The sequence below is a fragment of the Mesorhizobium sp. M1066 genome (assembly GCF_040318635.1).
Lineage (GTDB): Bacteria > Pseudomonadota > Alphaproteobacteria > Rhizobiales > Rhizobiaceae > Mesorhizobium.
Genome location: NZ_JAMYMR010000008.1, coordinates 169,751 through 194,909 on the forward strand (window position 1 = coordinate 169,751; position 25,159 = coordinate 194,909).

The following is a 25,159-nucleotide window of genomic DNA, read 5'->3' on the forward strand; positions in this document are numbered from 1 at the left end:
CTAATGCGAAAACCCAACACCAGGATGACATTCGAATGGAACTCGGTCTCTATACCTTCGCCGACGTCAGCCCGCAGCCGGGCCCTGGCGCCATCGGCCCGCATGAGCGGCTGCGCAACCTCATCGAGGAGGTCGAACTGGCCGACCAGGTCGGCCTCGACGTCTTCGGCCTCGGCGAGCATCACCGGCCCGACTATGCCGCCTCCGCACCGGTCGTGGCCTTGGCCGCGGCGGCCGAGCGTTCGAAGCGCATCAAGCTGACCAGCGCGGTCACCGTTCTGTCTTCCGATGACCCGGTGCGCGTGTTCCAGCAGTTCGCCACGCTCGACCTTCTGTCGGGCGGCCGCGCCGAGATCATGGCCGGACGCGGCTCGTTCATCGAATCCTTCCCGCTGTTCGGTTACAACCTCGAGGACTATGACGAGCTGTTCGCCGAAAAGCTCGATCTGCTGCTTGCCATCCGCGACAGCGTGAAGGTCACCTGGTCCGGCAATCTGCGCGCGCCGATCAACGATCGTGGCGTTTATCCCCGGCCCTTCCAGGACAGGCTGCCGGTCTGGATCGCCATTGGCGGCACGCCGCAGTCTGCCGCCCGCGCTGGCGCGCTCGGCCTGCCGCTGGCGCTCGCCATCATTGGCGGCGAGCCGGCGCGTTTCGCGCCGCTGTTCGATCTCTACCGCGAGGCGGCCAAGCGCGCCGGCAGTGATCCCACGGGCATCGCCACCAGCATCAACGTGCACGGTTTCATCGCCGAGACGACCGAGCAGGCGGCCGACGACTTCTACGGCCCGCAGGCGGAAGTGATGAACCGCATCGGCCGCGAGCGCGGCTGGGGTCCGACGTCGCGGGCGCATTTCGATCAGTCGCGTGGTCCCGATGGCGCCTTGTTCGTTGGCAGTCCTGAGCAGGTGGCCGAGAAGATCGTCGCCCAGCACAAGATCTTCAAAAATGACCGCTTCCTGCTGCAAATGGCGATCGGCACCATGCCGCACGCCAAGATCATGAAGGCGATCGAACTCTACGGCACCAGGGTCGCGCCGATCGTGCGCAAGGAAACGGCCAAGGCTGAGCCGGCACCGGCAGCGCCGGTCGCCTGACCCGGAGTCCGGTGCGAGCGGCCTCAATCCCGAAGCCGGCTCATGGAACCCTCGCCCGTAACTCCGCGTTTCTTGGAGGCGGTTGCCGTGCGAAGGGGCGCCGGCTTGAGGGGTGACTATGAAAACCGAACCCACTGCCTGGGGTCAGGAGATTTCCGATGAACCGGAATCGCGTGCCGCGGCTCGCGCCGACACGCGTCTGATGCGTTCGTTGTTGATCGGCATCTTCCTGTTCATGGCCATCTACGCGCTTTATTTCGCCCGCGCCTTCTTCATGCCGGTCATGCTGGCATTCCTGCTTGCGCTGACGCTGACGCCGATCGTCCGGCTCCTGCGCAAGCACGGCATCCCCGAAGTGATTTCGGCGACCCTCCTGGTGCTGCTCTCGATCTGCGCCTTTGCCATTGTAGGCTACCTGCTCAGCGGCCCGATCATCGACCTCATCAACAACACCTCGTCGATCGGCCAGCAGCTCGCCGAACGGCTGGCGCAATTGCGCCAGCCATTCGAAAAGATCATGCAGATTTCGCACCAGATCGAGCAGCTGACCGAGACCTCGCAGGAGTCGGGCATTCAGAAGGTGGCGGTGGCGCAGTCCGGCATCCTGTCGGCGGCCGCCAGCAACATCCTGTCGGCGGGAACAGGTCTCACCATTATCTTCGTGCTGTCGCTGTTCCTGCTAGCCTCCGGCACGATGTTTTATGAAAAGATCATCCAGTCCTTCGCCCGCCTCAGCGAAAAGAAGCGGGCGCTGCGCGTCGTCTATGACGTCGAGCGCGAAATCTCGCACTATCTGCTCACCGTCACCATCATCAATGCCGGCCTCGGCACGGTCATCGCTCTTGGTCTGTGGGCGCTCGGCATGCCAAATCCGCTGGTCTGGGGCGTCGCTGCCGCCCTGCTCAACTTCCTGCCCTATGTCGGAGCGCTGATCACCATCGTGCTGGTCACGATTATGGCGCTGATCAGCTTCGATACCATCTTCTACGCGCTTTTGGCGCCGGCCTTCGTGATCTTGTGCGACATCGTCGAAGGCCAGTTCGTCACACCGATGGTGGTCGGCAGGCGCCTGGAGATCAACGCCGTGGCGATTTTCATCGCCATCGCCTTCTGGTCATGGTTGTGGGGCTTCGTCGGCGCTCTGATGGCGGTGCCGCTGCTGGTCGTCATCAAGGTGTTCTGCGATCATTTCGACGGGCTCAGCCATGTCGGCAATTTTCTCGCCGCGCAGCACACGGCAGCCCTTGAGGAGGACGACACTGTCGACATCGAAGCTCCCAAAGGCTGATCAATATTTTTGAATTTGCGGCATCGCCGGGCGCTTCCTACATGCGGTCCTGACACAGGATCCCGTTCATGACCGACCTTTCCGTTCTCGACCTGTCGCCGATCGTCGAAGGCAGCGATGCCTCGCAGTCGCTGGCCAACTCGCTCGATCTTGCCCGCCATGCCGAGCGGCTGGGCTACAAGCGCTTCTGGCTCGCCGAGCATCACAACATGCCGGGCATCGCCAGCGCCGCCACAGCAGTCGTCATTGCCCATGTCGCCGGCGGCACCAAGACCATTCGCGTCGGCGCCGGCGGCATCATGCTGCCCAACCATTCGCCGCTGGTGATTGCCGAGCAGTTCGGCACGCTGGCCGCCTTGCATCCGGGCCGCATCGATCTCGGCATCGGCCGGGCGCCCGGCACCGACATGGGCACCGCCCGTGCCTTGCGCCGCAATCTCGAGACCGGGGTCGACAATTTCCCTCAGGATGTCGTCGAGCTGATGGGGTATTTCCAGCCGGCCGAGGAGGGCCAGCGCATCCGGGCCGTGCCCGGCGAAGGCCAGGACGTATCGGTCTGGATCCTCGGCTCCAGCCTCTACGGCGCGCAGCTCGCCGCCATGCTCGGCCTGCCCTACGCCTTCGCCTCGCATTTCGCGCCGGCGGAGCTGGATCACGCGCTGGACGTCTACCGCTCGCGCTTCCAGCCGTCGGAGCAGCTCGACAAGCCGCATGTCATGCTCGGCCTCAACGTCTTTGCCGCGCCCACCGACGCCGAGGCCCGTTTGTTGTTCACCTCGCTGCAACAGGCTTTCGTCAATCTGCGCACCGGTCGGGCCGGCCGGCTGCCGCCACCTGTCGAGAACTATGACCGCGATCTCGATCCGATGGCCAAGACCATGCTCGGCCAGGCACTGTCCTGCGCCGTCGTCGGCTCCCCGGAAACGGTACGGCAAGGCATCGATGCCTTCGTTCGCCGCACCGGCGCCGACGAACTGATGGTCACCGCGCAGATTTTTGATCATGCGGCGCGGGTGCGGTCGTTCGAGATCCTGGCCGAGGCGCACAAATCCCTGTCGCAGGCGGCCTGAGAAGTCCTGGTACGACTTACGCAGGGGGAAGGCTACGCGCTCACGCTCTGCGCAATCGCGCCGAGCGGACGGCATGAATTGCGGATCATCAGCCGGCCCTTGAGCAAAAGCTTGCGCGGCGGCGCGTCCCTGTTGCCGGCAAGACGGTCGAGAAGCAGATTGGCCGCCTGTTCTCCGATCGCCTGCACCGGCTGGGCCACCGTGGTCAACTGCGGCTGGAACACGTCGGACCATGGAAAGTCGTCGAAGCAGGCGACCGAAATGTCTTCCGGGCAGGACAGGCCGATGTCGCGGATCGCCTTCATGGTGCCGATCACCATCGGGTTGTTGGCCGAGAAGATAGCACTTGGCCGATCATGCGAGGAAAGCATCTGCATGGTTTCGTTATAGCCGTCGATCTCATGGAAATTGCCGAAGCGGATCAGTTCTTCGGCGATCGGCAGTCCGGCGGCGTGAAGCGCCTCGCGATATCCCGCCATGCGGTCATGCATCGGCGAGATGTCCGAGGTGCCGGTGATGTAACCGATGCGCCGGTGGCCGAGATTGATCAGATAGGTGATGGCGTCGAACACCGCGCGCTGGTTGTCCAGCACCACGGCATCGGTGTCGACGCCTTTGCAGATACGATCGAGCAGCACGACCGGTACGTTGGCGTCGTCGACGATCCGCTTGAGGATCGCGCCGTCGCCGACGCGCGCCACGATCAGCCCGTCGACCATGCGGTCGAGGAGCAGCTTGATCTGGTCGTCCTGGGTGTTCAAATCCTCGTCCGTACAGCACAGCATGACAGCATAGCCGGCCCGGTCGAAGGCCTGCTGGATGACCGAGACGACATCGGTGAAGAACGGGTTGGTGATGTGCGGCACGGTCAGTCCGATGGTGCGGGTCGTGCCCATCTTCAGGCTGCGGGCGATCGCGTTGCGCTTGTAGCCGATATCGCGGATCGCCTGCTCGATGCGCTGGCTAAGCTCCGGGCTGACCGTCGCCGTGCCATTGATCAGCGCCGAAACGGTGGCGACAGAAACACGCGCCGCTTCAGCCACATGAAGCATGGTGGGCGCGGTGGATTTGCGGTGTCTTTTTTGCCCTGACGCTGTCATTTTCGAAACGTTTCGACACCCCTTGCTGGCCAATACGTACGGAATCCTGTCCTTTTAAGCAAGAATCGAATTGCATCAAACGCCCGGCACCTTATATCGGCTTGACATGATCGAAACGTTTAGATTAGCGTTTGCGGGAAATTGACGACGACGGAAGGGAGGCCGCCATTGTCATGCAAGAGAGCAATTCCTTTTCCCCGCGGCACGGTGCGGCCGATCGGTCGGACACCGTTCTGAGTGCCGAGCGCATTTCCAAGAGCTTCGGCGGCATCGCCGCGCTTGTCGATGTCGGCTTTGAGCTGCGTCGCGGCGAGGTTCATGCCTTGATGGGCGAGAACGGCGCCGGCAAGTCGACGCTGATGAAGATCCTCTCCGGCGTCTACACCGGCTATGACGGCACGGTCAGCGTCGATGGCCGCCCTGTCAGCTTCGCCGGCGTGCGCGACGCCGAGGATGCCGGCATCGCCATCATTCATCAGGAGCTCAACCTGGTGCCCGAACTCAGCGTCGCCGACAACATCTTCCTCGGCCGCGAGAAGTTGATCGCCGGGCTGATCGTCGACCGCAAGGCGAGCAGCCGCGCGGCGGGTGCTTTGTTGCAGCGGCTCGGCATCGAACTCGATCCGCAAGCCCGCGTCGGCGCCCTGCGTGTCGGCGAGCAGCAACTGGTCGAGATCGCCAAGGCGCTGTCGATGTCGGCGCGCATCCTGATCATGGACGAGCCGACCTCGGCGCTGTCGCCGGCCGAATGCCAGCGGCTGTTCCGCATCATCCGCCAGCTTGCCGACAGCGGAGTCGCCATCGTCTACATCTCGCACCGCATCGACGAGGTCATGCATCTGGCCGGCCGCGTCACCGTGTTTCGCGACGGACGCCATGTGCTGACCGAGCCGATGGCCAGGCTCGACGAAGATGCGATCATTTCGGCGATGGTCGGCCGCAACCTGCTCGCTTCCTCCCAGGAAGAGCGCAACACCACTGGCATGACCGTGCTTTCGGTCGAAAACCTGTCGCTGTCGAAGCCCGATGCGCATGGCTGGCGCACGGTGATCGACGGCGTCGGCTTCGATCTTGCCGCTGGAGAAATCCTTGGCATTGGCGGGCTGCTGGGTTCGGGCCGCACCGAGATCCTGGAAGCGATCTTCGGTTCGAGCGATGGCCGCACCGGCGGCGAAATCCGTATCGACGGCCAGCGCATGGATATCCGTTCGCCGCGCGATGCAAGGCGGCTGGGCATCGCGCTGGTGACCGAGGATCGCAAGACGCAAGGCCTGCATCTGCAGGCTTCGATCGCGGACAATGTCGCGCTGCCGCTGGTCGGCTCGCTGGCCCGCTTCGGCATCCGCTCGCTGGCCGGCGAGCAGGGGCTGGCGCGGCAGGCGGTCAAGGCCCTCGGTATCCGCTGCCGGGACATCGATCAGCCCGCCGGTACGTTGTCGGGCGGCAACCAGCAGAAGGTCGTCATCGGCAAGTGGCTGGCAACCAGGCCAAGGGTGCTGCTACTCGACGAGCCGACGCGCGGCATCGATGTCGGCGCCAAGCGCGAGATCTACGACCTGATCTTCAGGCTGGCGCGCGACGGCCTCGCCATCGCCGTCATCAGCTCCGAACTGCCGGAGCTTTTGCATCTCTCCGACCGCATCCTGGTGATGGCCGATGGCCGCCAGACAGGCATTCTTTCCCGCGATGCGGCCAGCGAGGAGGCTATCATGCGTCTCGCCGCCCCGCGCCGGACCATATCGAGACCAGCCGCATGACTGCCCTGAAACTCCTGTCCCGGACCAAACTCTATTGGGGCCTGATCGCCATCTTCCTGATCGGCGTGCTGGGCTCGCCGATGAGTTCGAAGGGCAACAACATCTTCCTCTCCTACGGCAATCTGCTTGACGTACTGCGCCAGGTGTCGACCACCGGCCTGATCGCCACCGGCATGACGGCTGTCATCATCACCGGCGGCATCGACCTTTCCGTCGGCTCGCTGATGGCCATCTGCTCGGTGGTCTGCGCCATGCTGCTGACGGTTCCTGGCGTGACGCCGGGCGTCGTGCTGGGCGTGCCGACCGTCGCGCTGGTGGCGCTTTGCCTCGGTTTCGTCGTCACCCGCTTCATTTTCCAGAACCTGGCAAAATCCCGTGCCGGCGCCGACCTCCTCCGTGAGATCAAGCTGGACGGGATTCGCGGCCTGGTCACGCCCGCCGTCGTCGGCGTGGTCCTGTGCTGCCTGTCGCTGTGGTTTCTACTGCCGCAGATCGAGCCGAAATTCGGCGTGCTCGGCGTGCTGCTGGTGGCGCCATGCGTCGGCTTGCTGTTCGGCGCGCTCAACGGCTTCATCATCGTTGCCGGACGGCTGCAACCCTTCATCGTCACCTTGGCGATGATGGTGACGGCGCTCGGCATCGCACGGCTGACCGCCGGCCAGAACAATGCGGTGCTGCCGGTCTATACCGGCTCCAACGGGACCGCCGATTTCGAGATCTTGCGCTCGCTGGTGTTCGGCATCATCCCTATGCCGGGCCTGTTCTTCCTCGGCGCCATCCTGATCTATGGCGCGGTGCTGCGCTTCACGCCGTTCGGCCGCTATGTCTATGCCATCGGCGGCAACGAGGAGGCGGCGCGCCTCTCCGGCATCGCCGCCGGCCGCGTCAAGATCGCCACCTATGCTGTCTCCGGGCTGCTCGCCGGCATCGCCGCCGTGCTCTATGTCGCACAGTACCGGCAAGGCAAGCCGGATGCCGGCGCCGGGCTGGAGCTCGACGCCATCGCCGCCGTCGTCATCGGCGGCACCAGCCTGATGGGCGGGCGCGGCAGCCTCATCGGCACGTTCTGCGGCGTGCTGATCTTCGGCCTGCTCTCCAACATCCTGCAGCTCCACAACATCAATTCGAACCTTCAGCTGGTGCTGAAGGGGATGATCATCATCGGCACCGTGCTCGTGCAGGAGCGCAATGCCGGTGATCTCCTGGCCTATCTGCGCCTGCCCGGCGGGCAATCGGCGCACAAGGAAACGGCCGCGGCAAAGCGGCCGTCGCAAGAGACACCGTCTCTCAATCTCGGAGGAAACAAAAAATGAAACGACGTGACATGCTGAAGCTTGCCGCCCTGACCGCGGCGCTGCTGACCACCACCGCGCTTCTGACCACCGGCAATGCCTTCGCCCAGGACAAGAAGTGGAAGATCGGCTTCTCGCAGGTGACGACCATCGAGCCCTGGCGCGCGCAGTTCAACAAGGACATCCTGGCCGAAGCCGCCAAGCATCCCGAGGTCGAACTGATCATCACCGACGGCGAGGACAAGACCGAAAAGCAGGTCGCCGATGTCGAGAACCTGATCCGCCAGGAGGTCGATGCGCTGTTGGTGTCACCGAAGGAATCTGCCGGCCTGACCGGCGTCGTGCAGCAGGCGATCGACGCCAAGATCCCGGTCTTCGTGCTCGACCGCAATGTCGACACCAAGGACTACACGCAGTTCGTCGGCGGCGACAACGCGCTGATCGGTCGCGCGGCCGGCGAATATGCCGTCGAACTGCTTGGCGGCAAGGGCAAGGCTTCAGGCAACGTCGTCGAGATCTGGGGCGGCATGGGCACCCAGCCGGCGCATGACCGCCACGACGGCTTCCACGAATTCACCGACAAGGAGCCGGGCATCAAATATCTGCTCGACCAGCAGTCGGGCGACTGGAAGCAGGACCAAGCCTATAATCTGATGGCCAACGCGCTGAAGAGCAACGAGAAGATCGATCTCGTTTACGGCCACAACGATCCGATGGCCTATGGCGCATATCTCGCCGCCAAGGATGTCGGCCGCGAAAAGGACATCAAGTTCATCGGCATCGACGGCCTGCCCAATGAAGGCGTGCAGATGGTCAACAAGGGCGAGCTGACGGCGACCTTCACCTATGTCACCCCCGGTGCCGAAGGCCTGCGCCAGGCGATCAAGTTCCTCAACGGCGAGAAGGTCGAAAAGACCATCACTCTGCCGACCGAAAAGATCACCAAGGAAAACGCCGCCCAGGTGCTGAAGGACAACGGCCTCTGAGCCAAGCTTCCTGCCGGGTGCCTTTTTTTGGCGCCCGGCGGTCTACGCCAGCTTCACCAGCAGCTTCATGAAGGTGGCGATCTCCTTGGCGGAGAGCGGTGCCAGCGTCTCCTGGGTGATCTCGCGCGCCAGCGGGATCAGGCGCTCGATCGCATCGCGGCCTGCCGCGGTCAGATTGACCAGCAGCCGTCTCTTGTCGACCTCGTGCCTGGAAAGCTCGACCAGGCCGCGCGCCTTCAGCCGGTCGATGACGCCCTTCACCGTCGCTGCATCCATCGCGATCAGCGTTCCGAGCTGGTTCTGCGAGGTCTCTCCGACGTCACGCAGCTTGGCAAGTGCTGCAAATTGCGGCGGTGTCAGGTCGCCGATATGCGCGGCAAAGATCGCGACATGGCGCTGATGCGCCTTGCGCAAGATGAAGCCGACCTGCTCCTGCAGGAGGTAATCCTGGTCGTCCTGTGCCTCGACCTCGACCAGCTTGAGCAGATTGTCCTCGCCGCTCACCGCAACCCATCCCAGGCTTTGATGTCATCGGCCGCGAGACCACCCATGCGGTCGTGGATGCGCGGACCGCAGGTCATGGCGAGGCAGAACAGGATCTCGTCGGGGCGCGGACCATCGGACATGCCGACTTCCATGGCGTCGAAATGGCTGCGCACATAGGCGGCGTTGATGTGGCCGAGCGGCACGTCGAGCTTCGAACCGAAAGCGCCGACCTTCTTGGCCGAGGGCACGATCGCCTTGGCGTCGCCGAGCCGCTCGCGCATGGCGTAGCCGCCGGGCACATGCCACAGCGCGCCGTGTTCCAGCTCACCCGCCGTGCCGACAATGGCGCCCTTGCCGTAGCCGTCGATCTGCTTGACATCGCCGCCGAGCGCCGCGATCAGCCGGTCGGCGAGCAGCAGGCCGAGCGGCTTCAGATCGTCCATGGCGCTCTGCAAGTCCTCGACATAGCGCCCGGCGAACGGGTTCTTCACCACGGCAAGAGCGGCGGCGCGGCGGCGCGGCACCCTGGCCACCGGCCCGCCCTCGTGAAAAATCTCTTCGGTCAGCACCGCGATCTTGCGGATCGGAAACTCAGGCATGGGCAACTTCCTCCCTCGAACTTTCGTTGGGCGCGGCAAGCGCAACCGAGCCACTGATGCGGGCCTCACCGCCAAGAAACAGCGCCGATCCGGCAATCAGGCCGCGCCGGCGAAAATCTTCGGCGACGGCAAGGCCATTGTCCAGCGCCTGCGCCACTTCGCCAGGTGCAAGCGTGCCGACGTCTTGGGTCACCAGCAGCGAGCCAAGATCGCTGTCGGGCGACAGTTCATGTGCGGAAATGCGTCTGATGGCGGGATTGCCGGGCAGGTCCACTGCGTTGGCAATGAGGGTCGCCGCCGCATCGGCCTCGGCGCCGGTCCGCGCGAGCACGGTGACGGCGTCGGCAATGCCAAGCGAGAAGGAGCGGCCACGCCAGCCGCTGGTGGCAACGCCACGAACGCCATCTTCCGCGCGGATCGTGATCCGGTCGGCCATGCCGTTGCCGGTGCCGGCGACCGCCAATCCCATCGACTGTCCCCTGCCGATATGGATTGCGCAGTCGCCGCCGTTGTTGACATAGGCGCGATCGAGCTTGCGACCGGCAAGCAATGCGGCGAGCATTTCGTCGGCTACCGATCCGGCGACGGCGGCCATCGGTGTTATGAAGCATTCCGCCAGGGGCATGACGGCTGCTTCCATGCGGCGCGCCGTCGGGCCGGCGAAGGTGCGCGGCGCCAGGAAAAACGCCGGCAGCCGCAATTCGGGAAGTTCCTCGACCAGCTCCATCAGGATCGTCTGGAACCGCGCTATGGCTTGTTCATAGGCTTGGCGACATTCGCCCGCCTCGCCAAAAACCTCGACGATCAGGTCGATCGGCCCGTGGTTGAGATGCAGCCGCTTGCCGTCCTGCAGCCAATGGGCTTGCGGACCTTGCATCACCCGGCCCCGTTCGGGCCGGCACGACGTAGCTGCGCGAGTGGCGGCCATGGATTGTTGGCTTCGGCGCCTGTGCCGCGGCGCGGATTCAGGTACTCACCGCCTTTTGCGACAATGTCCTCGACGCTGCGTATCTCGGCCTCGTAGCCGCCGAGCCTGACATAGTCGTCGCGGCGCAGCGTGAACTCGATCGGGGCCACCAGCGCCGGCGTCGGCACATAGCCGAAGGCGCCTTCCGGCACTCGTGTGACATCGACCATCAGCGTGATGCCGCCGCCCGGCCAAACATAGACCGGCGCGCCGCCGACCGTCACATAGGTGGTCAGGCCTTGCACCGAGCGGGTCAGATTGACCGGGTTCTCGGTGACGCCGGCCCGCAGCGAACCGCCGGCGCCGCCGATGAACAGCACGGTGCACAAAGCCGGCTCGCAATTGTCTTCGATCAGGCCGACAGACTTTTGCAGCCGCTCGGGAAACGGCTTTTGCACCGGCTTCAGCTCGTCATCGAGCTCGTAATAGGCGAACTGCTCGCCGGTGGTCGACACCATCAGCAGCGACAGGCCCGGCCGCGCGCCTTTCTTGGCATTCCACTCGCCGAGGATCGACAGCGGGTCGGAAATGCTGGTGCCGCCCCAGCCGAGGCCGGGTTCGGAGACCTTGAAATAGCGGCCCGGCGTCGAACGGCGGCCGATTATTTTTATACCCGTATCCTGCCAGTCCAGCACCTTGCCGGCCTGGTGCTCGGAAACGACGCCGGTGATGTGGTCGTCGACCACCACCACCTCGTCGACCAGACCGCGCCATTGAGTGGCGAACATGCCGATCGTGGCCGAGCCGCAGCCGACGCGCATGCGGTGTTCCTGCTTGCCGTCGATGACCGGTGCTTTGCCGGCTTCGACTATTATGGTGGCGCCGCCGTCGATGGCCAGTTCCACCGGCTTGCGGTTGCACAGATTGAGCAGCGCGTCGCAGGTGGCGCGGCCCTCGGCCTTGGAGCCGCCGGTCAGGTGATGCACGCCGCCCAGCGACAGCATCTGCGACCCATACTCTCCCGTCGTGACATGGCCGATCGCTTCGCCTTGCGATCGCACGACAGCCGTTTCGGGTCCGATATGACGGTCGGTGTCGATCTTCACCTTGACGCCGCAATACGAAAAAATGCCTTCGGTGACGACGGTCACGAGATCGACACCCTCGACTTCCTGGCTGACGATGAACGGGGCCGGCTTGTAGTCGGGATAAGTCGTGCCGGCGCCGATGGCGGTGACGAAGCGGCGGCCGGTGTTGACCAGTTCGCCGTCCCAGGCCTCGCCTTCGGCAACGAATGGCACGATTGCGGCGCCGGTCTCGGCCGCATGGTCGAGGATCGTCAGCGGGTCCATCCGCATGATCCTGCCGCCGACATTGCCGTAGCGGTCGCAGGCGCCGGTGCGCCCATCCGATATGTAGCACATCACCGGACAGGCATCGCAGCGGATCTTCTCCGCCACCTGCTTCTCGCCGGGATCATGGGTTTCGAAGCGCTCGGCAAGCTCGCTCATAGGCGTGCCTCCTTTTCGCAGATACCATCTTTCTCGCGGATGCCAGCGCGGATACGCGTCGGCGTCGCCGGTATCTTGGTGACCAGCACGCCGGTGGCGTGGCGGATGGCGTTGAGGATCGCCGGTGCCGTCGGGATCAGCACATGCTCGCCCAGCCCCTTGGCGCCGAAGGGTCCTTCCGGATCCGGAACTTCTATCAGGATGGTCTCGATCGGCGGCACGTCGCCAATGGTCGGGATCAGGTAATCGTGCAAATTCTCGGTGCGGCCGGGAATATACTCTTCCATCAACGCCATGCCGATGCCTTGCGCGATGCCGCCCTCGATCTGGCCCTCGGCCAGCAGCGGGTTGATCGCCTTGCCGACATCGTGCGCGGCGGTGATTTTCAGCAGCTTCACCGTACCGAGCTTGAGGTCGACCTCCAGTTCAGCGATCTGCGCGCCATATCCGTAGACGGCGTAGGGTTTGCCTTGGCCCTTGGCGTCGAGGGGCAGCGTCGGCGGGTCATAGGTCTCCTCGGCGCGAAAGACGAAGCCTTCGGCATCCACGTCCAAACTGGCGAGATCGATGCGGCGGGTGGCCTCTCCCTCGCGGATGACGATCGCCGAACCGTCCATTTGCAGAGCGGCTTTTTCCGAAACATTGGCGAAGCGCAGCATCTTTTCGCGCAAGGCGCGGCCAGCCTTTTCGGCCGCCTTGCCGGTGACGAAGGTCTGGCGCGAGGCCGAGGTCTTGCCGGCGTCGGGGGTGATGGCTGTATCGGCGCTCTTCAACTGGAATTTCTCAAGCGGCAGGCCGAGCGCGTCGGCGCATATCTGGGTGATGACCGTGTTGGATCCCTGGCCGATATCGACGGCGCCCTGGTGCAGGATGATGTCACCTGAAGCCGCGATGCCAACCCGGATGGTCGACGGGTTGGGCAGCGAAGTGTTGCCGCAGCCATACCAGCAGGACGCGACGCCAACGCCGCGCTTTCTATTCCTGTTGGCACTGTTGAATGCATCCGCATCAGCCGTCGCGCGCACCCAATGCGGCTGCAGCGATTCGAGGCATTCGGCAATGCCGACGCCGGACTCCAGAAGCTGCCCGGTAACCGTTTCGGAGCCGTTCCGAAGGCAGTTCCTCAAGCGGAAGTCGAGCCGGTCCATGCCGAGCTTGCCGGCCAACTCGTCATACAGCGTCTCCTGCATGATCGTCGCTTGCGGCACGCCGAAGCCGCGGAAGGCGCCGGAGATCGGTCCATGCGTGTGGATGGCGCGGCCTTCGGCGCGGTAGTTCGGCGTCGCGTAGGGTCCGGAGGCGTGCACCGGCACGCGGTTGGCCACCGTCGGCCCCCAGCTTGCATAGGCGCCGGTGTTGAAGTCACCTTCGAAGATCATGCCGGTGACAAGGCCATCGGCATCGGCGCCGATGGTCGCTTTCATCTCGGCCGGATGGCGCTTGGTGGTCGACATCATCGATTCGTTGCGGGTGTAGGCGAGTGCCGCCGGCCGCCCCGTCTTCAGCGCCACCAGGCCGATCAGCGGCTGCAACGAAACGTCGAGTTTGGAACCGAAACCGCCGCCGGTCGCGGTCGGCACGATGCGCACCTTGTCGACGGCAAGGCCGAGCACCTTCGCCGTCTCGTCGCGGTCCATATAGGGCGCCTGGGTGCAGGCGACGACGACCAGCGTGTCGCCGTCCAGATAGGCATAGCCGGCTTCCGGTTCGATATAGGCGTGCTCGACATAGGAGGTGTCGATGGCGCCGGACACGGTGAACGCAGCGCCGGCAAGCGCCGTCTCGGGGTCGCCGCGTTCGACCAGGCCGGAGGTGAGCAGGTTCGCCGGCCGACTTTCATGGATCAGCGCCGCACCTTCGGCCTGCGCTTCGGCGGGTTGCAGAAAATGCGGCAGTTCGCTCCAGCGGATAGGAAAATCCGACAGGTCGAGATCGAGGATCGCCTCGCGCTCGCCGGCGACCAGCGCCACCGCCTCGCCGCGAAGACGAGTAAAACCTTCGGCCAGCGCCGGCTGGTCGGCGAATGGGCCGATAGCGCCGAAACAGTTCTTTCCCGGAATGTCGGCGGCGGTGAAGACCCCGGCGATGCCAGGATGCTGTTTCGCCCAGCCGTCGAGGTCGCCGAAGGCGAAAGCGGCGTGATAATGCGGCGAGCGGACCACCAGCACGGCCAGCGCATCGGCGGGGAAGGAATCGCCGCCGAATTTCTCAGCCCCGGTGACCTTCGGCACGCCGTCGAGTCGGATCGGCGAGGAGCCTACGGCATTGCCCGAGATTGGCATTCTACGATCGAGGCCGAGATCAAACGATTGGTGTTGGTGCTGCCCCTCACCCTTACCCTCTCCCCGTGAAGAACGGGGAGAGGGGGCCGCCAGCGTCGGAGCGTTTCCCTTCTCCCCGTCACTATACGGGGAGAAGGTGCCGGCAGGCGGATGAGGGGCAGCGCTGCCCGTTGACGGTTCGAACCGTCCCGCATCCACCACCGCCGCGATGATCTTCCGGTAGCCGGTGCAGCGGCACAGAATCCCGCCCAGCGCGTCCTGCACCTCGGCTTCGGTTGGGTTGGGTTTCTTGTCGAGCAACGCCGTTGCCGCGACCAGCAGCGCCGGCGTGCAGATACCGCATTGTGCCGCGCCATGGGCGAGGAACGAGGCCTGCAGCGCCGACAGCCGGCCGTTGGCGAGGCCTTCAACTGTGGTCACCGCCGCCCCGGCCGCGGACGCAGCCGACATCAGGCAGGCGCAGACGGGATCGCCGTCGACCAGCACCGTACAGGCGCCACAGTCGCCGGCGTCGCAGCCGACCTTGGTGCCGGTCAACAGCAATTCATCGCGCAGCACCAGCGACAGCCGGCGCAGCGGCGGCACATTGACCGAGACGGCGGCGCCGTTGACTTCGAAGGCGATATCGGCGCGCACAGCGCCGTAGCCTGGCTGGACGCTGTCCAGGTCGGGCAGGGCTTCACGCGCGTCAGGCTGAATTTGGCTCATGCCGCCACCTCTTCGCCAGTCGTACGCCCCACAGCCGCGAGCACGGCGCGGGCAACAATCTCGCGCACCGCATCGAGCCGGTATTCGGCGCTGCCGCGCACATCGGCGATCGGCGACAGTTCGCTCATCGGCGCGGACAGGACCGCGTAGGCAAGCTCGCCATCCGCCGGCAGCCCGCACAACGCGGCTTCGACGCCGGCCAGCCGCTTGGCCACCACCGAACAGGAGCCGGCGGCGACGGCCGCTTGCCGGACGGTGCCATTGTCGACGACCAGACGCGCCGCCACCATGGCGATGGAAATGACGAGATAACGGCGCGCGCCGAGCTTGATGAAAGCCGACATGCCGGTAGGGGCGGTTCTCGGCACGCGGATGGCCGTGACCATCTCACCGGGCAACAGAGCCGTGCGGCGGCTGCCGAGAATGAAGTCCTGCAGCGGCAGGTGCCGCGTCGCGGCAACTGAGCGCAGCTCGACCTCGGCGTCGAGGACCAGCAGGGCCGGCACGCCGTCGGCGGCAGGCGAGGCGTTGCAGAGATTGCCGGCGACCGAGGCGACGTTCTGGATCTGCACCGAGCCGACCTCGCGCGCCGCCTGTTTCAAGGCATCGAAGGCCGACGGCAAGGGATGGCGGGCGATGTCGGTCCAGGTCGTGCGCGCGCCGATGACGAAATGGTCGCTGGTCTCGGCAATGCCGCGCAGCGAACCCAGGCCGTTAATGTCGAGAACATTGTCCCGGAAGGGTTTGCTGCCCTGTGCCGGATAGAAATCGGTGCCGCCGGCAAGGATGCGCCAGGCGCCCTCGCCAAGCAAAGCGAGCGCTTCGTCGACCGAGGTGGGTTTCGCGTAACGGATCACGCTTTGCCTTCCAGAAAAGGAACTTTCCGAATCCGGTATTTCCGGCGTTCAGCCGAGAAATTCATTCGTATGCAAATGATATCAAGCCCGCAGGATTTGTCAAAGCCGGAGTTTGCAGCGACCCGGCCGGCACGCATTTGTTATGTCGCGAGAGGTTGACGCCGCCGGCCATCTGGTCAAGTTTCTGCGTCCGGTCGCGTCAGCGGCATTTTCCACTGGAGCCTGCATACGGAAGAGGAAAGCCCATGGCCGACGAAGCGCTTGTCGTCATTGACCTGCAGAACGACTTTTGTCCGGGCGGCGCGCTGGCGGTTGCTGGCGGCGATGAGATCGTGCCGCTGGTCAACGACCTGATCCGGCGAACCGACCATGTCGTGCTGACGCAGGACTGGCATCCCGCCGGTCACTCCAGCTTTGCTTCGAGCCATCCGGGCGCGCAGCCCTTCACCATGATCGAGATGCCGTACGGCCAGCAGACGCTGTGGCCGGATCATTGCATTCAGGGCAGCCTGGGCTCCGATTTCCATTCCGGCCTCGCCTGGACCAAGGCCGAGATCGTTATTCGCAAGGGATTTCGGCCTGATATCGACAGCTACTCGGCCTTCTTCGAAAACGATCGCACGACACAGACCGGCCTTGCCGGCTATCTCCGGGAGCGCGGCATCAACACGCTGACCCTGGTCGGACTGGCAATCGATTTCTGCGTTGCCTTCTCGGCGCTGGATGCCGTCAGCCAGGGCTTTAAAACCACAGTGCGGCTCGATGCCTGCCGCGGCATCGATCTCAACGGCTCGCTCCATGCCATGCTGCAGCGCATGCGCGACGCCGGCGTGACGCTCGAAGACCCTTTGTCGGATTGAACGGATCGTGGGGCAACAGGTAAAGATCCGATGTTTAAAGGCAGGATTGTTGTCTTCGGGGAAGGTCCCCCTCACCCGGATTGCCAACCGAATTGCGAAGAGCAATTCGGGTCAATCCGACCTCTCCCCTAGGGGAGAGGAGGCTGCCGTCGCCGAAGCTCGTCTCTTCTCCCCAACGGGGAGAAGGTGGCCGCGTAGCGGCCGGATGAGGGGGCCTTTTTCATATCCGATTCCCCTGTTGGCTGCATGCGCTGCGATAATTGCCGCTATGCTGTTCCCGGCACAGGCTTTCGCGGCGGAGGAACACGGCCTGCCCGGCGCTTCGATGTCGCTGTGGTGGGCGCTGCCCTTTGCCGGGCTGCTATTGTCGATCGCCACCGGTCCGCTGCTGTTTCCTCATGCCTGGGAACATCACTACGGCAAGATCGCGGCCCTTTGGGGCGCTCTGGTGGTCCTGCCGCTGGCGGCTGCCTTCGGTGTCCCCACAGCGACCGAAGCGGTGCTGCATGCGTTGCTCACCGAATACATGTCGTTCATCATCCTGCTGTTTGCGCTGTTCACCATTTCGGGCGGCATTCTCATTGCCGGCAACATTCACGGCACGCCGCTGGTGAATGCAGGCCTGCTGCTGGTCGGCGCGCTGCTGGCATCGGTGATCGGCACGACCGGTGCCTCGATGATCCTGATCCGGCCGATCATCCGCGCCAACGACAACCGTCCGTTCAACGCCCATGTTGTGATCTTCTTCATCTTCCTCGTTTCCAACATCGGTGGCTCGCTGACGCCCTTGGGCGATCCACCGCTGTTCGTCGGCTTCCTCAGAGGCGTCGATTTCTTCTGGACGACCGCCAACCTCTGGCGCGAGACGCTGTTCGTCGGCGGTGCCGTGCTGACCGCCTTCCTGGGCATCGACATCATCCTGCATCGGCGCGAGGCTGGCGCGCCGAAGATCAAGGATCCGACGCCGGATACCAAGGTGCGTCTGCGCGGCCTGGCCAACCTTCCGCTGCTGGCGGGCGTGATCGGCGCCATCCTGCTGTCGGCAACCTGGAAGCCGGGCGTCAGCTTCTCCGTGTTCGGGGTCAGCCTGGAACTGCAGAATCTGGTCCGAGACGCCATCATCTTGGCACTGGCCCTGCTGTCGCTTCCGCTCTCCTACAAGAGCCACCGGGAGGCCAACGGCTTCAACTGGGGCCCGATATCGGAGGTGGCCAAATTGTTTGCCGGCATCTTCATCTGCATCGTGCCGGTCATCGCCATCCTTGGGGTCGGACATGACGGCGCGCTGGCGTCGCTGGTGTCACTTGTCAGTTCGCCCTCCGGCCAACCCAACGATCTCGCCTATTTCTGGCTGACAGGGGCGCTGTCGTCCTTCCTCGACAATGCGCCGACCTATCTGGTGTTCTTCGAGCTTGCTGGCGGCGACCCAAGGCACCTGATGACGGAATTCGCTTCGACCCTGGCGGCGATCTCGGCCGGTGCCGTGTTCATGGGCGCCAACACCTATATCGGCAATGCGCCGAACTTCATGGTCTACGCCATCGCCCGACATCGCGGCGTGAAGATGCCGGGCTTCTTCGGCTACATGCTGTGGTCGGGGCTGGTGCTGGTCCCGACATTCCTGGTTGCGGGCTTTCTGTTCTTTGGGTGAGTAGGGCGCCAAGCCCTACCTCCCCCTTGTGGGGAGGTCGGACCGAAGGTCCGGGTGGGGGTCTGCGCCGCACCCCACCCTGCTGCTTCGCAGCGACTTGCCGGGGCGAGCCACGGGTCTCGCCCGGAGGTAAATCTCAACCCACGCCGACATAGCGCCTGACCGCCGACGGGTCGGCGCGCAGTTCCTCGACATCGACCGTCTCGCGGTTGCGGCCGTTTTCGATGAAGGCAACGCGGTCGGCGACCGAAAGCACCGCATCGACGCGCTGTTCGACCAGGATCGTCGAGACCCCCATGTCGCGCAGCTTCGACACCGTCTCGCGGATCTTGGCGATCATCGACGGCATCAGGCCCTCCGTCGGCTCGTCGAGCAGCAGCACTTGCGGTTCGAGGCAGAGTGCGCGTGCCATCGCCAGCATCTGCTGTTCGCCGCCGGACAGTGTGCCTGAACGTTGCCGCAGCCGCTGGCGCAGCAGCGGAAAGAGGTCGAGCACATTTTCACGCGTCGCCTTGCCCTTGCCGCGCGCCATCAGGCCGATCTCGATGTTTTCCGCCACCGTCATCTCGGCGAACAGCCGCCTTCCCTGCGGCACATAGGCGACGCCGGCCTTGGGCACTTCATGTGCCGGTAGCCGAGTCAATTCCTGACCGTCGAGCCTGATCGAGCCGGCGCTCGAGGGAACCAGCCCCATGATGGCTTTGAGCGTCGTCGTCTTGCCGGCGCCGTTGCGGCCGAACAGGCACAGCACCTCGCCCTTGTTCAGCACCAGGTCGAGGCCATAGAGCACCTGGACCTCGCCATAGAAGCAGTCGAGCCCCGAGATGGTGAGTGCTTGAGACGTCGCCTCGGCCTTGTTTGTCTCGGTCATGGGGCGGTCCCCAGATAGGCTTCCTGCACCGCCACGTTCCCGCGGATTGCTTCGGGCGTGCCTTCGGCGAGGATCTTGCCGGCGTTGAAGACGGTGATGCGGTCGGCCAGTTGCATGACCACGGGCATGTTGTGCTCGATCAGAAGCACGGTGGCATTTTTGGCGATCTCGCGCACCAACGTGATGAAATTGTCGATCTCAGAGTCGGCCAGGCCTTGCGTCGGTTCGTCGAGGATCAGCAGGCGCGGCTTCAGCGCCAGGCCCATCGCCACTTCCAGCAGGCGCTGATGGCCGTAGGACAATTGGCCGGCCGGCATGTGGGCACGATCGGCCAGGCCGGTGCGTTCGAGCGCGGCCATGACAGCGGCCTGTATCGCGCTCCGGGAGGTGCCGTGCCGCAGTGTGAGTTGCACGGGCAGCGCGACGTTGGCGTAAACGGACAGGTTGGCATAGATGCTGGTGATCTGGAACGTGTAGGCAATGCCCATGCGGACGCGGGCATAGGCCGGCAGGCCGGTAATATCGGCGCAGTCGAAGACGATCATGCCGGCGGACGGCTGGATGCGGCCGCTGATCAGGCTGACAAAAGTGGTCTTCCCCGCTCCATTGGGACCGATGACGGCGCGGATCTCTCCCGGCATCAGCGCGAAATCGACATTGTCGACGGCACGCAGGCCGCCGAAATTGCGCGACAGCCCCTTGGTGGTCAAAAGCGGCGTCATGGCAGCCACCCGAGCCAGCGCTGACGGATGCTGCCGAGAATGCCTTTGGGGAAAAACAGCACCAGCAGGATCAGTGCGATGCCGACGATCAGCAGATAGGCGGAGGTGTAGCCGCTGGTGATGTCGATGACATAGTACATGAACAGCGTGCCGATCAGCGGCCCGAGCGTGGTGGCGGCGCCGCCGAGCAGCACCCACAGCAGCGGCAGGATCGAATATTGCACCGAGGCGAAGCTCGATCCGACATAGCCGAACAGCAGCGCGTAGGCGGCGCCCGCAGAGGCGCAGATGGCGCCGGAGACGACGACCGCGGCAAGCTTGTTAGAGAAGGTGTTATAGCCCAGCATCTTCGTCCGCTCCTCGTTCTCACGGATGGCGACCAGCACCCGGCCATAGCGGGAGCGGACGATGGCCAGTGTGACCAGCAGCACGAGCGAGAACAGCGCCAGCGCTGTCATGTAGCGCACGGTCGGGTTGGTGAGGTCAAGCGCGGTCGCGCCAAAGCTGAGCACCCGCTCCGGCTGCGGCACGACCATGCCCTGGTCGCCGCCAGTCCACGTCGCGAAATAAAGAATGAGGAGATAAAAAACCTGGGCGAACATCATGGTGACGATCATGAAGGCGACGCCCGAGGTGCGGAGCGCCAGCAGGCCGGTCACCAGCGCCAGCACAGCGCCGCAGGCAATTCCGCTGAGGAAAGCCGCTGGTACGCCCCAGCCAAGCTGGATGACAGCAAGGCCGGCGCCATAGAGACCGGCGGCAAAGAACATGGCGTGGCCGAGGCTGAGCAGGCCGACATAGCCGAACAGCATGTTGTAGCCCATGGCAAAGACCGCCAGCACCATGATGCGGGCAAGCAGTCCGTGATAGTACTCCGGCAGCAGGAAGCTCAGCACGAAGAGCAGCGCGATGACGCCGAGATGCAGGGCATAGGCTTTTGCCGGCGAAGCTTCGCTCATCGCGATGCCGTCCCGAACAGGCCTTGCGGCCGGAACACCAGCACCATGGCGACGAGCAGCGTGGCGATGATCTTGGCCAAAGTCGGCGAGAAGAACATCGAGATGATGCCGTCGGAGAGGCCGATCAGCACGGCGGCGACGACCGTGCCGCGCAGCGAGCCGAGACCGCCGATGATGACGACGATGAAGGAGAGCAGCAGCGGATCCTGCCCCATCAAATAATGCGCCTGGCTGATCGGCACGATCAGCACCGCGGCAATGGCCGCCAGCATGGCCCCAAGCGCGAAAACGCCGCCATAGACACGGCCGACAGGGATGCCGAAGGCTTGCGCCGTTTCGCTGTCATACTGCGTGGCGCGCATGACGAGGCCGATCCTGGTGCGGGTCAGCACCAGCCATGTCGCGGTGAGCAGCAGCGCGGAAGCGGCGATAACAGACAGTTTGTAGCCGGAGTAGCCGAACCACGGCAAAAGGATGCGGTAGCTGAACGGCGGCTCCACCGGCCGCGCCTCCGGGCCGTAGAAAGTCAGCGCCAACTGCTGGATGATGTACAGCATGCCGATGGTGGCGACGATGGTGGCTTCCGGATTGTAGTTGAGCCGGCGCAGCACCAGCCGTTCGGCGACCAGCGCAATGGCGCCGACGATCAGCGGCGCAATCACCAGCGCCGCCAGGAAGCCGAGCGCAGGGTGACCGCCGATGGCCGTGGTGATCGCCCAGGCGAGCACCGCGCCCAGCATGAAGAACTCGCCATGCGCGACATTGACCACCCGCATGACGCCGAACACAAGCGACAGGCCAAGCGCCGTCAGCGCCAGCACCGCCGATGTGACGAGGCCTTCGAGGGCGGCGAGGAGGAGGTGGGGACCGAAGTGCATGGGCTAGGTACCAGCGGATGCGCGAGGCACCCCCCTCTGTCCTGCCGGACATCTCCCCCGCAAGGGGGGAGATTGGATGTCCTCACTGGTTTCGCCAACCATCAACGCTCGCAGATGGGCGCCGCCGCACGAACTGCCGATCTCCCCCCATGCGGGGGAGATGTCCGGCAGGACAGAGGGGGGTGCCTTGGCGCTCACGCTGGCTGGAGCAGCCTACAGCGCCTGCGTCGTATAATCCCCCTCGGCCTCGTAAAGCCCGTCCTCGATCTTGGTCTTGTGCACGACCTTGAGCTTGCCGCCCTCGACCTTGGAGATGTTCTGGATGCCGAAGCACTGGTGGATCTTGCCGTTGAAGGTCTTTGGTCCCTGCGGATGCTCGGGGCCCTCGGCGAACTCGGTCAGCGCCTCGGTCGCCTCGACCAGCTTTGCGCGGTTTTCCGGACCCTTGTAGCCGGCGTCCTCCATCGCCTTCTTGACGACGTAGAGCGTTTCCCAGCAGCCGAACATGTGCGCGGCGGTGGAGACGTCCTTGGGGTCGCCGACGGCGGCGCCATTGTCGTCGATGCCGACAGCAGCGCGATAGGCCTTCTGCGCTTCGGAATCGTTGGCCTGGGCATAGCGCGGCGAGCCTTCCCAGAAATGGCTGCCGTCCAGGAATTCGAGGCCGGGGCTGTTGATGTCGGTGGCTTCGAGCGAATCGATGAAGCCGAACAGTTGCGGCCGGTTGGAGCCGTAGAACTCGCCGAGCTCCTTGACGAAGGTGAGCACGGCCGGGCCGACCATGACGTGGTAGATCACCTCGGTCTCGGCCGGGATCTGCGGAAAGTACTTGGTGAAGGACGATTCCGTCGGCGGGATGGCGATCTGCGCGATGACCTCGCCGCCTTGCGCCTTCAGTGCCGGCGGCAGGTAGTCGCGATGGTCGTAGCCGAAGGCGAAATCGGGGAAGATCTGCGTCACCTTCTTGCCGGCATTGGCCGCGATCCACGGCGCCATCGACTGGATCTGGCTCTTCACGTCGGTGATGCCGGGCTGGAAGACATAGCGGTTCAGCTTTGTCGAGGCGACGTGATGGCCTTCACTGACGACGAAATAGGGCATCTTGTTTTCGCCGGCGGCGGGCGCCGAGCCGATGACGACATGCGAGAACAGCGTGCCGAAGACGATGTCGGTCTTGTGCTGGGTGGCGAACTTGCCGACCACTTCGGCGCCACGGCCGGGATCGGTGCCGTCATCCTCGATGATCACCTCGACCTGGCGGCCGTTGATGCCCCCGGCGGCATTGATCGCCTTGACCGCGGCAGCCGTGGTCTTCTCGTACCAGCGGCCATAGGCGGCGCCGATGCCGGTGCGGTGCGACTGGAAGCCGATCTTGATCGGCGCCGAGCTCTGCGCCTGGGAATAGCGGACGAAGCCGGGGGCCAGGCCGAGGCCGGCGCCCGCGGCTAACCCCTTCAGCGCCGTGCGGCGGGTCAGGGCAGTCTTGGAGAGGTCGAAAAATCCGTTCTTGTCAGCCATGTTCGTTCCCCTGTTTTTCAGTTTTGACCAACGATAAGGCGGCTTCGGCATCCTCGCTCAGAGGACGCAAAAAATTGCATGTGTACAAACTAAATCACCAAAGCCTTGATGTGGCAAGCGAGCGTCCCCAACGATATCGAGGCCGTCCTTTTCTCATCCGGTGGTCGGCGTGGCAAGCAACCAGAGGCCGAAGACGGTGTAGGCGATCATCAGCAAGGTGAGCGGGAACTGGCTGAGTGCCGCGCGGGAGGGCTGTGGGTGCAGGCGCCAGGCGAAGCCGTGAGCGACGAGGACGGCGAGCACATGGCCCAGGATGATGGCGCCGGCCTGGATATTCCACAGCCACCACGCAGAGTCCGCCCCGGCAACGATGCCGGCCTCGATCTGCATGTCGGCGGTGCCGAACAGGTTCCAGCCGATCGCGAACGGATCGGAAAGTGCCGCAAGCGCATATTGGCCGTCGACGAGCAGGGCCGTCAGATAATGCGCAACGTGATAGGCAAGCGCGATCGGAACGATCGACCATACCAGCAGGCCTGCGGCGTGGCCGAGAGTGTGGTCGCTGCCGGCAAGACGCTGGCCGAGCCGGACGGCAAGCAGGAACACCGCGGCCAGCAGCGCGAATGTCAGGATCAGCCCGAAAGTGCCGCTGCCGATCAGCGCGGTGCGGCCGGGAAATTCGAGCGGGTTGATGCCGAACAGGCCGAGCCAGAAGAAGGTTTTCGACAGGCCGTCGAAGGATACCGACGACAGGGCCAGCAGCAGAAAGGCGATGCCGCTGGCCGGCAGGGGCTGCGCCGCCAGCAGCTTGGCGCCGGGCCAGCAAAGTGCAAGCCGGCCGTCCTGGTTGCGTTCGACGACAGCGAAGCGCGCCACTATCGAGAAGAAAACCGTCAGGAATTCACCGCTGCGGCTCCAGCCGCGATAGCCGAACGCCAGCATGGCGAGGAAAGAGAACAGCCAGTAGAGGCCGGCGGCCAAGGCCAGCCGCGCCGGGTCGTCGGGCGCCGGATCGATGAGTTCGAACCAGGCAAAGGCGAAGAACAAGAGGACAGCCGGCCAGCAGCCGATCCATCGCGGCAGACGCCATCTTCCTTCGTTGTTTCTGCCTGACAGGCGAGAGACGAGACGCCATGGCCCATACCAGGGGTTGAGCCACGACCAGAGATAGCCGAAGACACCTTGCAGCAAGGTGACGCCAGCCCATAGCAAGGTCCAGATCGCCAAAGGCAGTGGGTTGGAGAGTGGGTCGCGGCTGCCGAAAAGGCCCGCGGTAATGAGGATTGCAAAGCCGGCGAAGGATATCAGGCTGATGGTGGTGTGGGCGGCGTCGCCGAGAGCGAATAACGGCAGGCGGCGGCGCCAGAAGCGATCGAGCGAATCCGCCGGCAACAGCGCCAGGACGAGGAAGCTGACGGCAACGGCGAAGGCGCCGCCGATCAGATAGTAGCCGGTCGGCAGGAGCAGGACGTGGCCTCGGTCGGAGGCGTGGGCGAAGGCGGGGGTGGGGAGGAGGGCCAGCAGCGCTGCAGATAACAACGCCAACGACAGACGACGGCACTCTACGGCGCCCCCCTCTGTCCTGTCGGACATCTCCCCCACGAGGGGGGAGATTGGCTGGCCGCGCCGTCCGCGCTTTTGTAGCAACGTCGAAGATTGGCGAAAGCAGAGATGAAATCCGATCTCCCCCCTCGTGGGGGAGATGTCCGGCAGGACAGAGGGGGGCGCGAAGGAACTCGGCCTATCCGCCATCTTGGCTG

Annotated in this window: 21 protein-coding genes; 8 read left to right on the plus strand and 13 right to left on the minus strand. The window is 64.5% G+C overall.

All coding sequences use genetic code 11. The features are described from left to right. Positions 1-35: 35 nt before the first annotated feature. From NKH52_RS14305 to NKH52_RS14315, 3 genes are all read left to right on the plus strand, one after another. Positions 36-1,097: an LLM class flavin-dependent oxidoreductase gene (locus tag NKH52_RS14305; RefSeq protein WP_352730405.1), complete on the plus strand. Its 1,062-nt coding sequence runs from the start codon at positions 36-38 to the stop codon at positions 1,095-1,097. 118 nt (positions 1,098-1,215) lie between these two features. Beyond that, entirely contained in the window at positions 1,216-2,385 is a 1,170-nt protein-coding gene (locus NKH52_RS14310; RefSeq protein WP_352730407.1) for an AI-2E family transporter, read from the plus strand. Positions 2,386-2,453: 68 nt separating this feature from the next. After that, complete coding sequence (locus NKH52_RS14315) at positions 2,454-3,455, plus strand: LLM class flavin-dependent oxidoreductase (RefSeq protein WP_352720858.1); 1,002 nt, start codon at positions 2,454-2,456, stop codon at positions 3,453-3,455. Positions 3,456-3,487: 32 nt separating this feature from the next. Here NKH52_RS14315 and NKH52_RS14320 read toward each other — a convergent pair whose 3' ends face one another. Beyond that, the gene (locus NKH52_RS14320) at positions 3,488-4,507 is read right to left on the minus strand and encodes a LacI family DNA-binding transcriptional regulator (protein WP_127296487.1); all 1,020 of its coding nucleotides are present in this window, start codon (positions 4,505-4,507) and stop codon (positions 3,488-3,490) included. Between the two features lie 221 nt (positions 4,508-4,728). Between NKH52_RS14320 and NKH52_RS14325 the strand changes: the two genes are divergently transcribed. From NKH52_RS14325 to NKH52_RS14335, 3 genes are read left to right on the plus strand one after another with little or no spacing between them, the layout of a single operon-like run. Continuing rightward, complete coding sequence (locus NKH52_RS14325) at positions 4,729-6,312, plus strand: sugar ABC transporter ATP-binding protein (protein WP_352730409.1); 1,584 nt, start codon at positions 4,729-4,731, stop codon at positions 6,310-6,312. After that, on the plus strand, positions 6,309-7,625 hold the full coding sequence (locus NKH52_RS14330) for an ABC transporter permease (protein ID WP_352730411.1): 1,317 nt from the start codon (positions 6,309-6,311) through the stop codon (positions 7,623-7,625). The genes NKH52_RS14325 and NKH52_RS14330 overlap by 4 nt, the downstream gene beginning before the upstream one ends. Beyond that, entirely contained in the window at positions 7,622-8,590 is a 969-nt protein-coding gene (locus NKH52_RS14335; protein WP_352730413.1) for a substrate-binding domain-containing protein, read from the plus strand. The genes NKH52_RS14330 and NKH52_RS14335 overlap by 4 nt, the downstream gene beginning before the upstream one ends. 42 nt (positions 8,591-8,632) lie before the next feature. On the opposite strand, the gene NKH52_RS14340 is transcribed toward NKH52_RS14335, so the two are convergent. From NKH52_RS14340 to NKH52_RS14365, 6 genes are read right to left on the minus strand one after another with little or no spacing between them, the layout of a single operon-like run. Continuing rightward, on the minus strand, positions 8,633-9,094 hold the full coding sequence (locus NKH52_RS14340) for a MarR family winged helix-turn-helix transcriptional regulator (protein WP_352730415.1): 462 nt from the start codon (positions 9,092-9,094) through the stop codon (positions 8,633-8,635). Further along, positions 9,091-9,675, minus strand: a complete 585-nt coding sequence (locus NKH52_RS14345; protein WP_352730417.1) for an amino acid synthesis family protein — start codon at positions 9,673-9,675, stop codon at positions 9,091-9,093. The genes NKH52_RS14340 and NKH52_RS14345 overlap by 4 nt, the downstream gene beginning before the upstream one ends. Further along, a complete protein-coding gene (locus NKH52_RS14350; protein WP_352730419.1) occupies positions 9,668-10,552 on the minus strand; it encodes a UPF0280 family protein in 885 nt (294 codons plus the stop codon). Before NKH52_RS14350 ends, NKH52_RS14345 begins: the two co-directional genes overlap by 8 nt. Next, the gene (locus tag NKH52_RS14355) at positions 10,552-12,093 is read right to left on the minus strand and encodes a 6-hydroxynicotinate reductase (protein ID WP_352730421.1); all 1,542 of its coding nucleotides are present in this window, start codon (positions 12,091-12,093) and stop codon (positions 10,552-10,554) included. Before NKH52_RS14355 ends, NKH52_RS14350 begins: the two co-directional genes overlap by 1 nt. Continuing rightward, positions 12,090-15,083, minus strand: coding sequence for a molybdopterin-dependent oxidoreductase (locus NKH52_RS14360; protein ID WP_352730423.1), 2,994 nt, complete (start codon positions 15,081-15,083; stop codon positions 12,090-12,092). Before NKH52_RS14360 ends, NKH52_RS14355 begins: the two co-directional genes overlap by 4 nt. Beyond that, the gene (locus NKH52_RS14365; RefSeq protein ID WP_352730425.1) at positions 15,080-15,940 is read right to left on the minus strand and encodes an FAD binding domain-containing protein; all 861 of its coding nucleotides are present in this window, start codon (positions 15,938-15,940) and stop codon (positions 15,080-15,082) included. Before NKH52_RS14365 ends, NKH52_RS14360 begins: the two co-directional genes overlap by 4 nt. Before the next feature lie 245 nt (positions 15,941-16,185). Here NKH52_RS14365 and pncA point away from each other — a divergent pair, with 245 nt between their 5' ends. Together pncA and NKH52_RS14375 are read left to right on the plus strand one after the other, a co-directional pair. Beyond that, entirely contained in the window at positions 16,186-16,800 is a 615-nt protein-coding gene (gene pncA, locus NKH52_RS14370; RefSeq protein WP_352730427.1) for a bifunctional nicotinamidase/pyrazinamidase, read from the plus strand. 268 nt (positions 16,801-17,068) lie between these two features. Then, positions 17,069-18,451, plus strand: a complete 1,383-nt coding sequence (locus tag NKH52_RS14375) for a sodium:proton antiporter (RefSeq protein WP_352730429.1) — start codon at positions 17,069-17,071, stop codon at positions 18,449-18,451. 136 nt (positions 18,452-18,587) lie between these two features. Here NKH52_RS14375 and NKH52_RS14380 read toward each other — a convergent pair whose 3' ends face one another. The 6 genes from NKH52_RS14380 to NKH52_RS14405 form a co-directional block, all read right to left on the minus strand. Next, positions 18,588-19,322, minus strand: a complete 735-nt coding sequence (locus NKH52_RS14380; protein ID WP_128304203.1) for an ABC transporter ATP-binding protein — start codon at positions 19,320-19,322, stop codon at positions 18,588-18,590. Next, a complete protein-coding gene (locus NKH52_RS14385) occupies positions 19,319-20,044 on the minus strand; it encodes an ABC transporter ATP-binding protein (RefSeq protein ID WP_352730431.1) in 726 nt (241 codons plus the stop codon). Before NKH52_RS14385 ends, NKH52_RS14380 begins: the two co-directional genes overlap by 4 nt. Beyond that, positions 20,041-21,003: a branched-chain amino acid ABC transporter permease gene (locus NKH52_RS14390; RefSeq protein ID WP_352730433.1), complete on the minus strand. Its 963-nt coding sequence runs from the start codon at positions 21,001-21,003 to the stop codon at positions 20,041-20,043. Before NKH52_RS14390 ends, NKH52_RS14385 begins: the two co-directional genes overlap by 4 nt. Further along, entirely contained in the window at positions 21,000-21,881 is an 882-nt protein-coding gene (locus tag NKH52_RS14395) for a branched-chain amino acid ABC transporter permease (RefSeq protein WP_127321453.1), read from the minus strand. Before NKH52_RS14395 ends, NKH52_RS14390 begins: the two co-directional genes overlap by 4 nt. 213 nt (positions 21,882-22,094) lie before the next feature. Further along, on the minus strand, positions 22,095-23,399 hold the full coding sequence (locus tag NKH52_RS14400) for an ABC transporter substrate-binding protein (RefSeq protein WP_352730435.1): 1,305 nt from the start codon (positions 23,397-23,399) through the stop codon (positions 22,095-22,097). Between the two features lie 153 nt (positions 23,400-23,552). Then, entirely contained in the window at positions 23,553-24,992 is a 1,440-nt protein-coding gene (locus NKH52_RS14405; RefSeq protein ID WP_352730436.1) for a hypothetical protein, read from the minus strand. Between the last annotated feature and the right edge of the window lie 167 nt (positions 24,993-25,159).

What these genes read in the sequence shown, in the direction of transcription:
- NKH52_RS14330 (WP_352730411.1), top strand. Translation starts at nt 6,309, where the DNA reads ATGACTGCCCTGAAACTCCTGTCCCGGACCAAACTCTATTGGGGCCTG.
- NKH52_RS14380 (WP_128304203.1), bottom strand. Translation starts at nt 19,322, where the DNA reads ATGACCGAGACAAACAAGGCCGAGGCGACGTCTCAAGCACTCACCATC.
- NKH52_RS14350 (WP_352730419.1), bottom strand. Translation starts at nt 10,552, where the DNA reads ATGCAAGGTCCGCAAGCCCATTGGCTGCAGGACGGCAAGCGGCTGCAT.
- NKH52_RS14325 (WP_352730409.1), top strand. Translation starts at nt 4,729, where the DNA reads ATGCAAGAGAGCAATTCCTTTTCCCCGCGGCACGGTGCGGCCGATCGG.
- NKH52_RS14305 (WP_352730405.1), top strand. Translation starts at nt 36, where the DNA reads ATGGAACTCGGTCTCTATACCTTCGCCGACGTCAGCCCGCAGCCGGGC.
- NKH52_RS14400 (WP_352730435.1), bottom strand. Translation starts at nt 23,399, where the DNA reads ATGGCTGACAAGAACGGATTTTTCGACCTCTCCAAGACTGCCCTGACC.
- pncA (WP_352730427.1), top strand. Translation starts at nt 16,186, where the DNA reads ATGGCCGACGAAGCGCTTGTCGTCATTGACCTGCAGAACGACTTTTGT.
- NKH52_RS14345 (WP_352730417.1), bottom strand. Translation starts at nt 9,675, where the DNA reads ATGCCTGAGTTTCCGATCCGCAAGATCGCGGTGCTGACCGAAGAGATT.
- NKH52_RS14385 (WP_352730431.1), bottom strand. Translation starts at nt 20,044, where the DNA reads ATGACGCCGCTTTTGACCACCAAGGGGCTGTCGCGCAATTTCGGCGGC.
- NKH52_RS14335 (WP_352730413.1), top strand. Translation starts at nt 7,622, where the DNA reads ATGAAACGACGTGACATGCTGAAGCTTGCCGCCCTGACCGCGGCGCTG.
- NKH52_RS14315 (WP_352720858.1), top strand. Translation starts at nt 2,454, where the DNA reads ATGACCGACCTTTCCGTTCTCGACCTGTCGCCGATCGTCGAAGGCAGC.
- NKH52_RS14375 (WP_352730429.1), top strand. Translation starts at nt 17,069, where the DNA reads ATGCTGTTCCCGGCACAGGCTTTCGCGGCGGAGGAACACGGCCTGCCC.
- NKH52_RS14360 (WP_352730423.1), bottom strand. Translation starts at nt 15,083, where the DNA reads ATGAGCCAAATTCAGCCTGACGCGCGTGAAGCCCTGCCCGACCTGGAC.
- NKH52_RS14395 (WP_127321453.1), bottom strand. Translation starts at nt 21,881, where the DNA reads ATGCACTTCGGTCCCCACCTCCTCCTCGCCGCCCTCGAAGGCCTCGTC.
- NKH52_RS14405 (WP_352730436.1), bottom strand. Translation starts at nt 24,992, where the DNA reads ATGTCCGACAGGACAGAGGGGGGCGCCGTAGAGTGCCGTCGTCTGTCG.
- NKH52_RS14390 (WP_352730433.1), bottom strand. Translation starts at nt 21,003, where the DNA reads ATGAGCGAAGCTTCGCCGGCAAAAGCCTATGCCCTGCATCTCGGCGTC.
- NKH52_RS14355 (WP_352730421.1), bottom strand. Translation starts at nt 12,093, where the DNA reads ATGAGCGAGCTTGCCGAGCGCTTCGAAACCCATGATCCCGGCGAGAAG.
- NKH52_RS14320 (WP_127296487.1), bottom strand. Translation starts at nt 4,507, where the DNA reads ATGCTTCATGTGGCTGAAGCGGCGCGTGTTTCTGTCGCCACCGTTTCG.
- NKH52_RS14310 (WP_352730407.1), top strand. Translation starts at nt 1,216, where the DNA reads ATGAAAACCGAACCCACTGCCTGGGGTCAGGAGATTTCCGATGAACCG.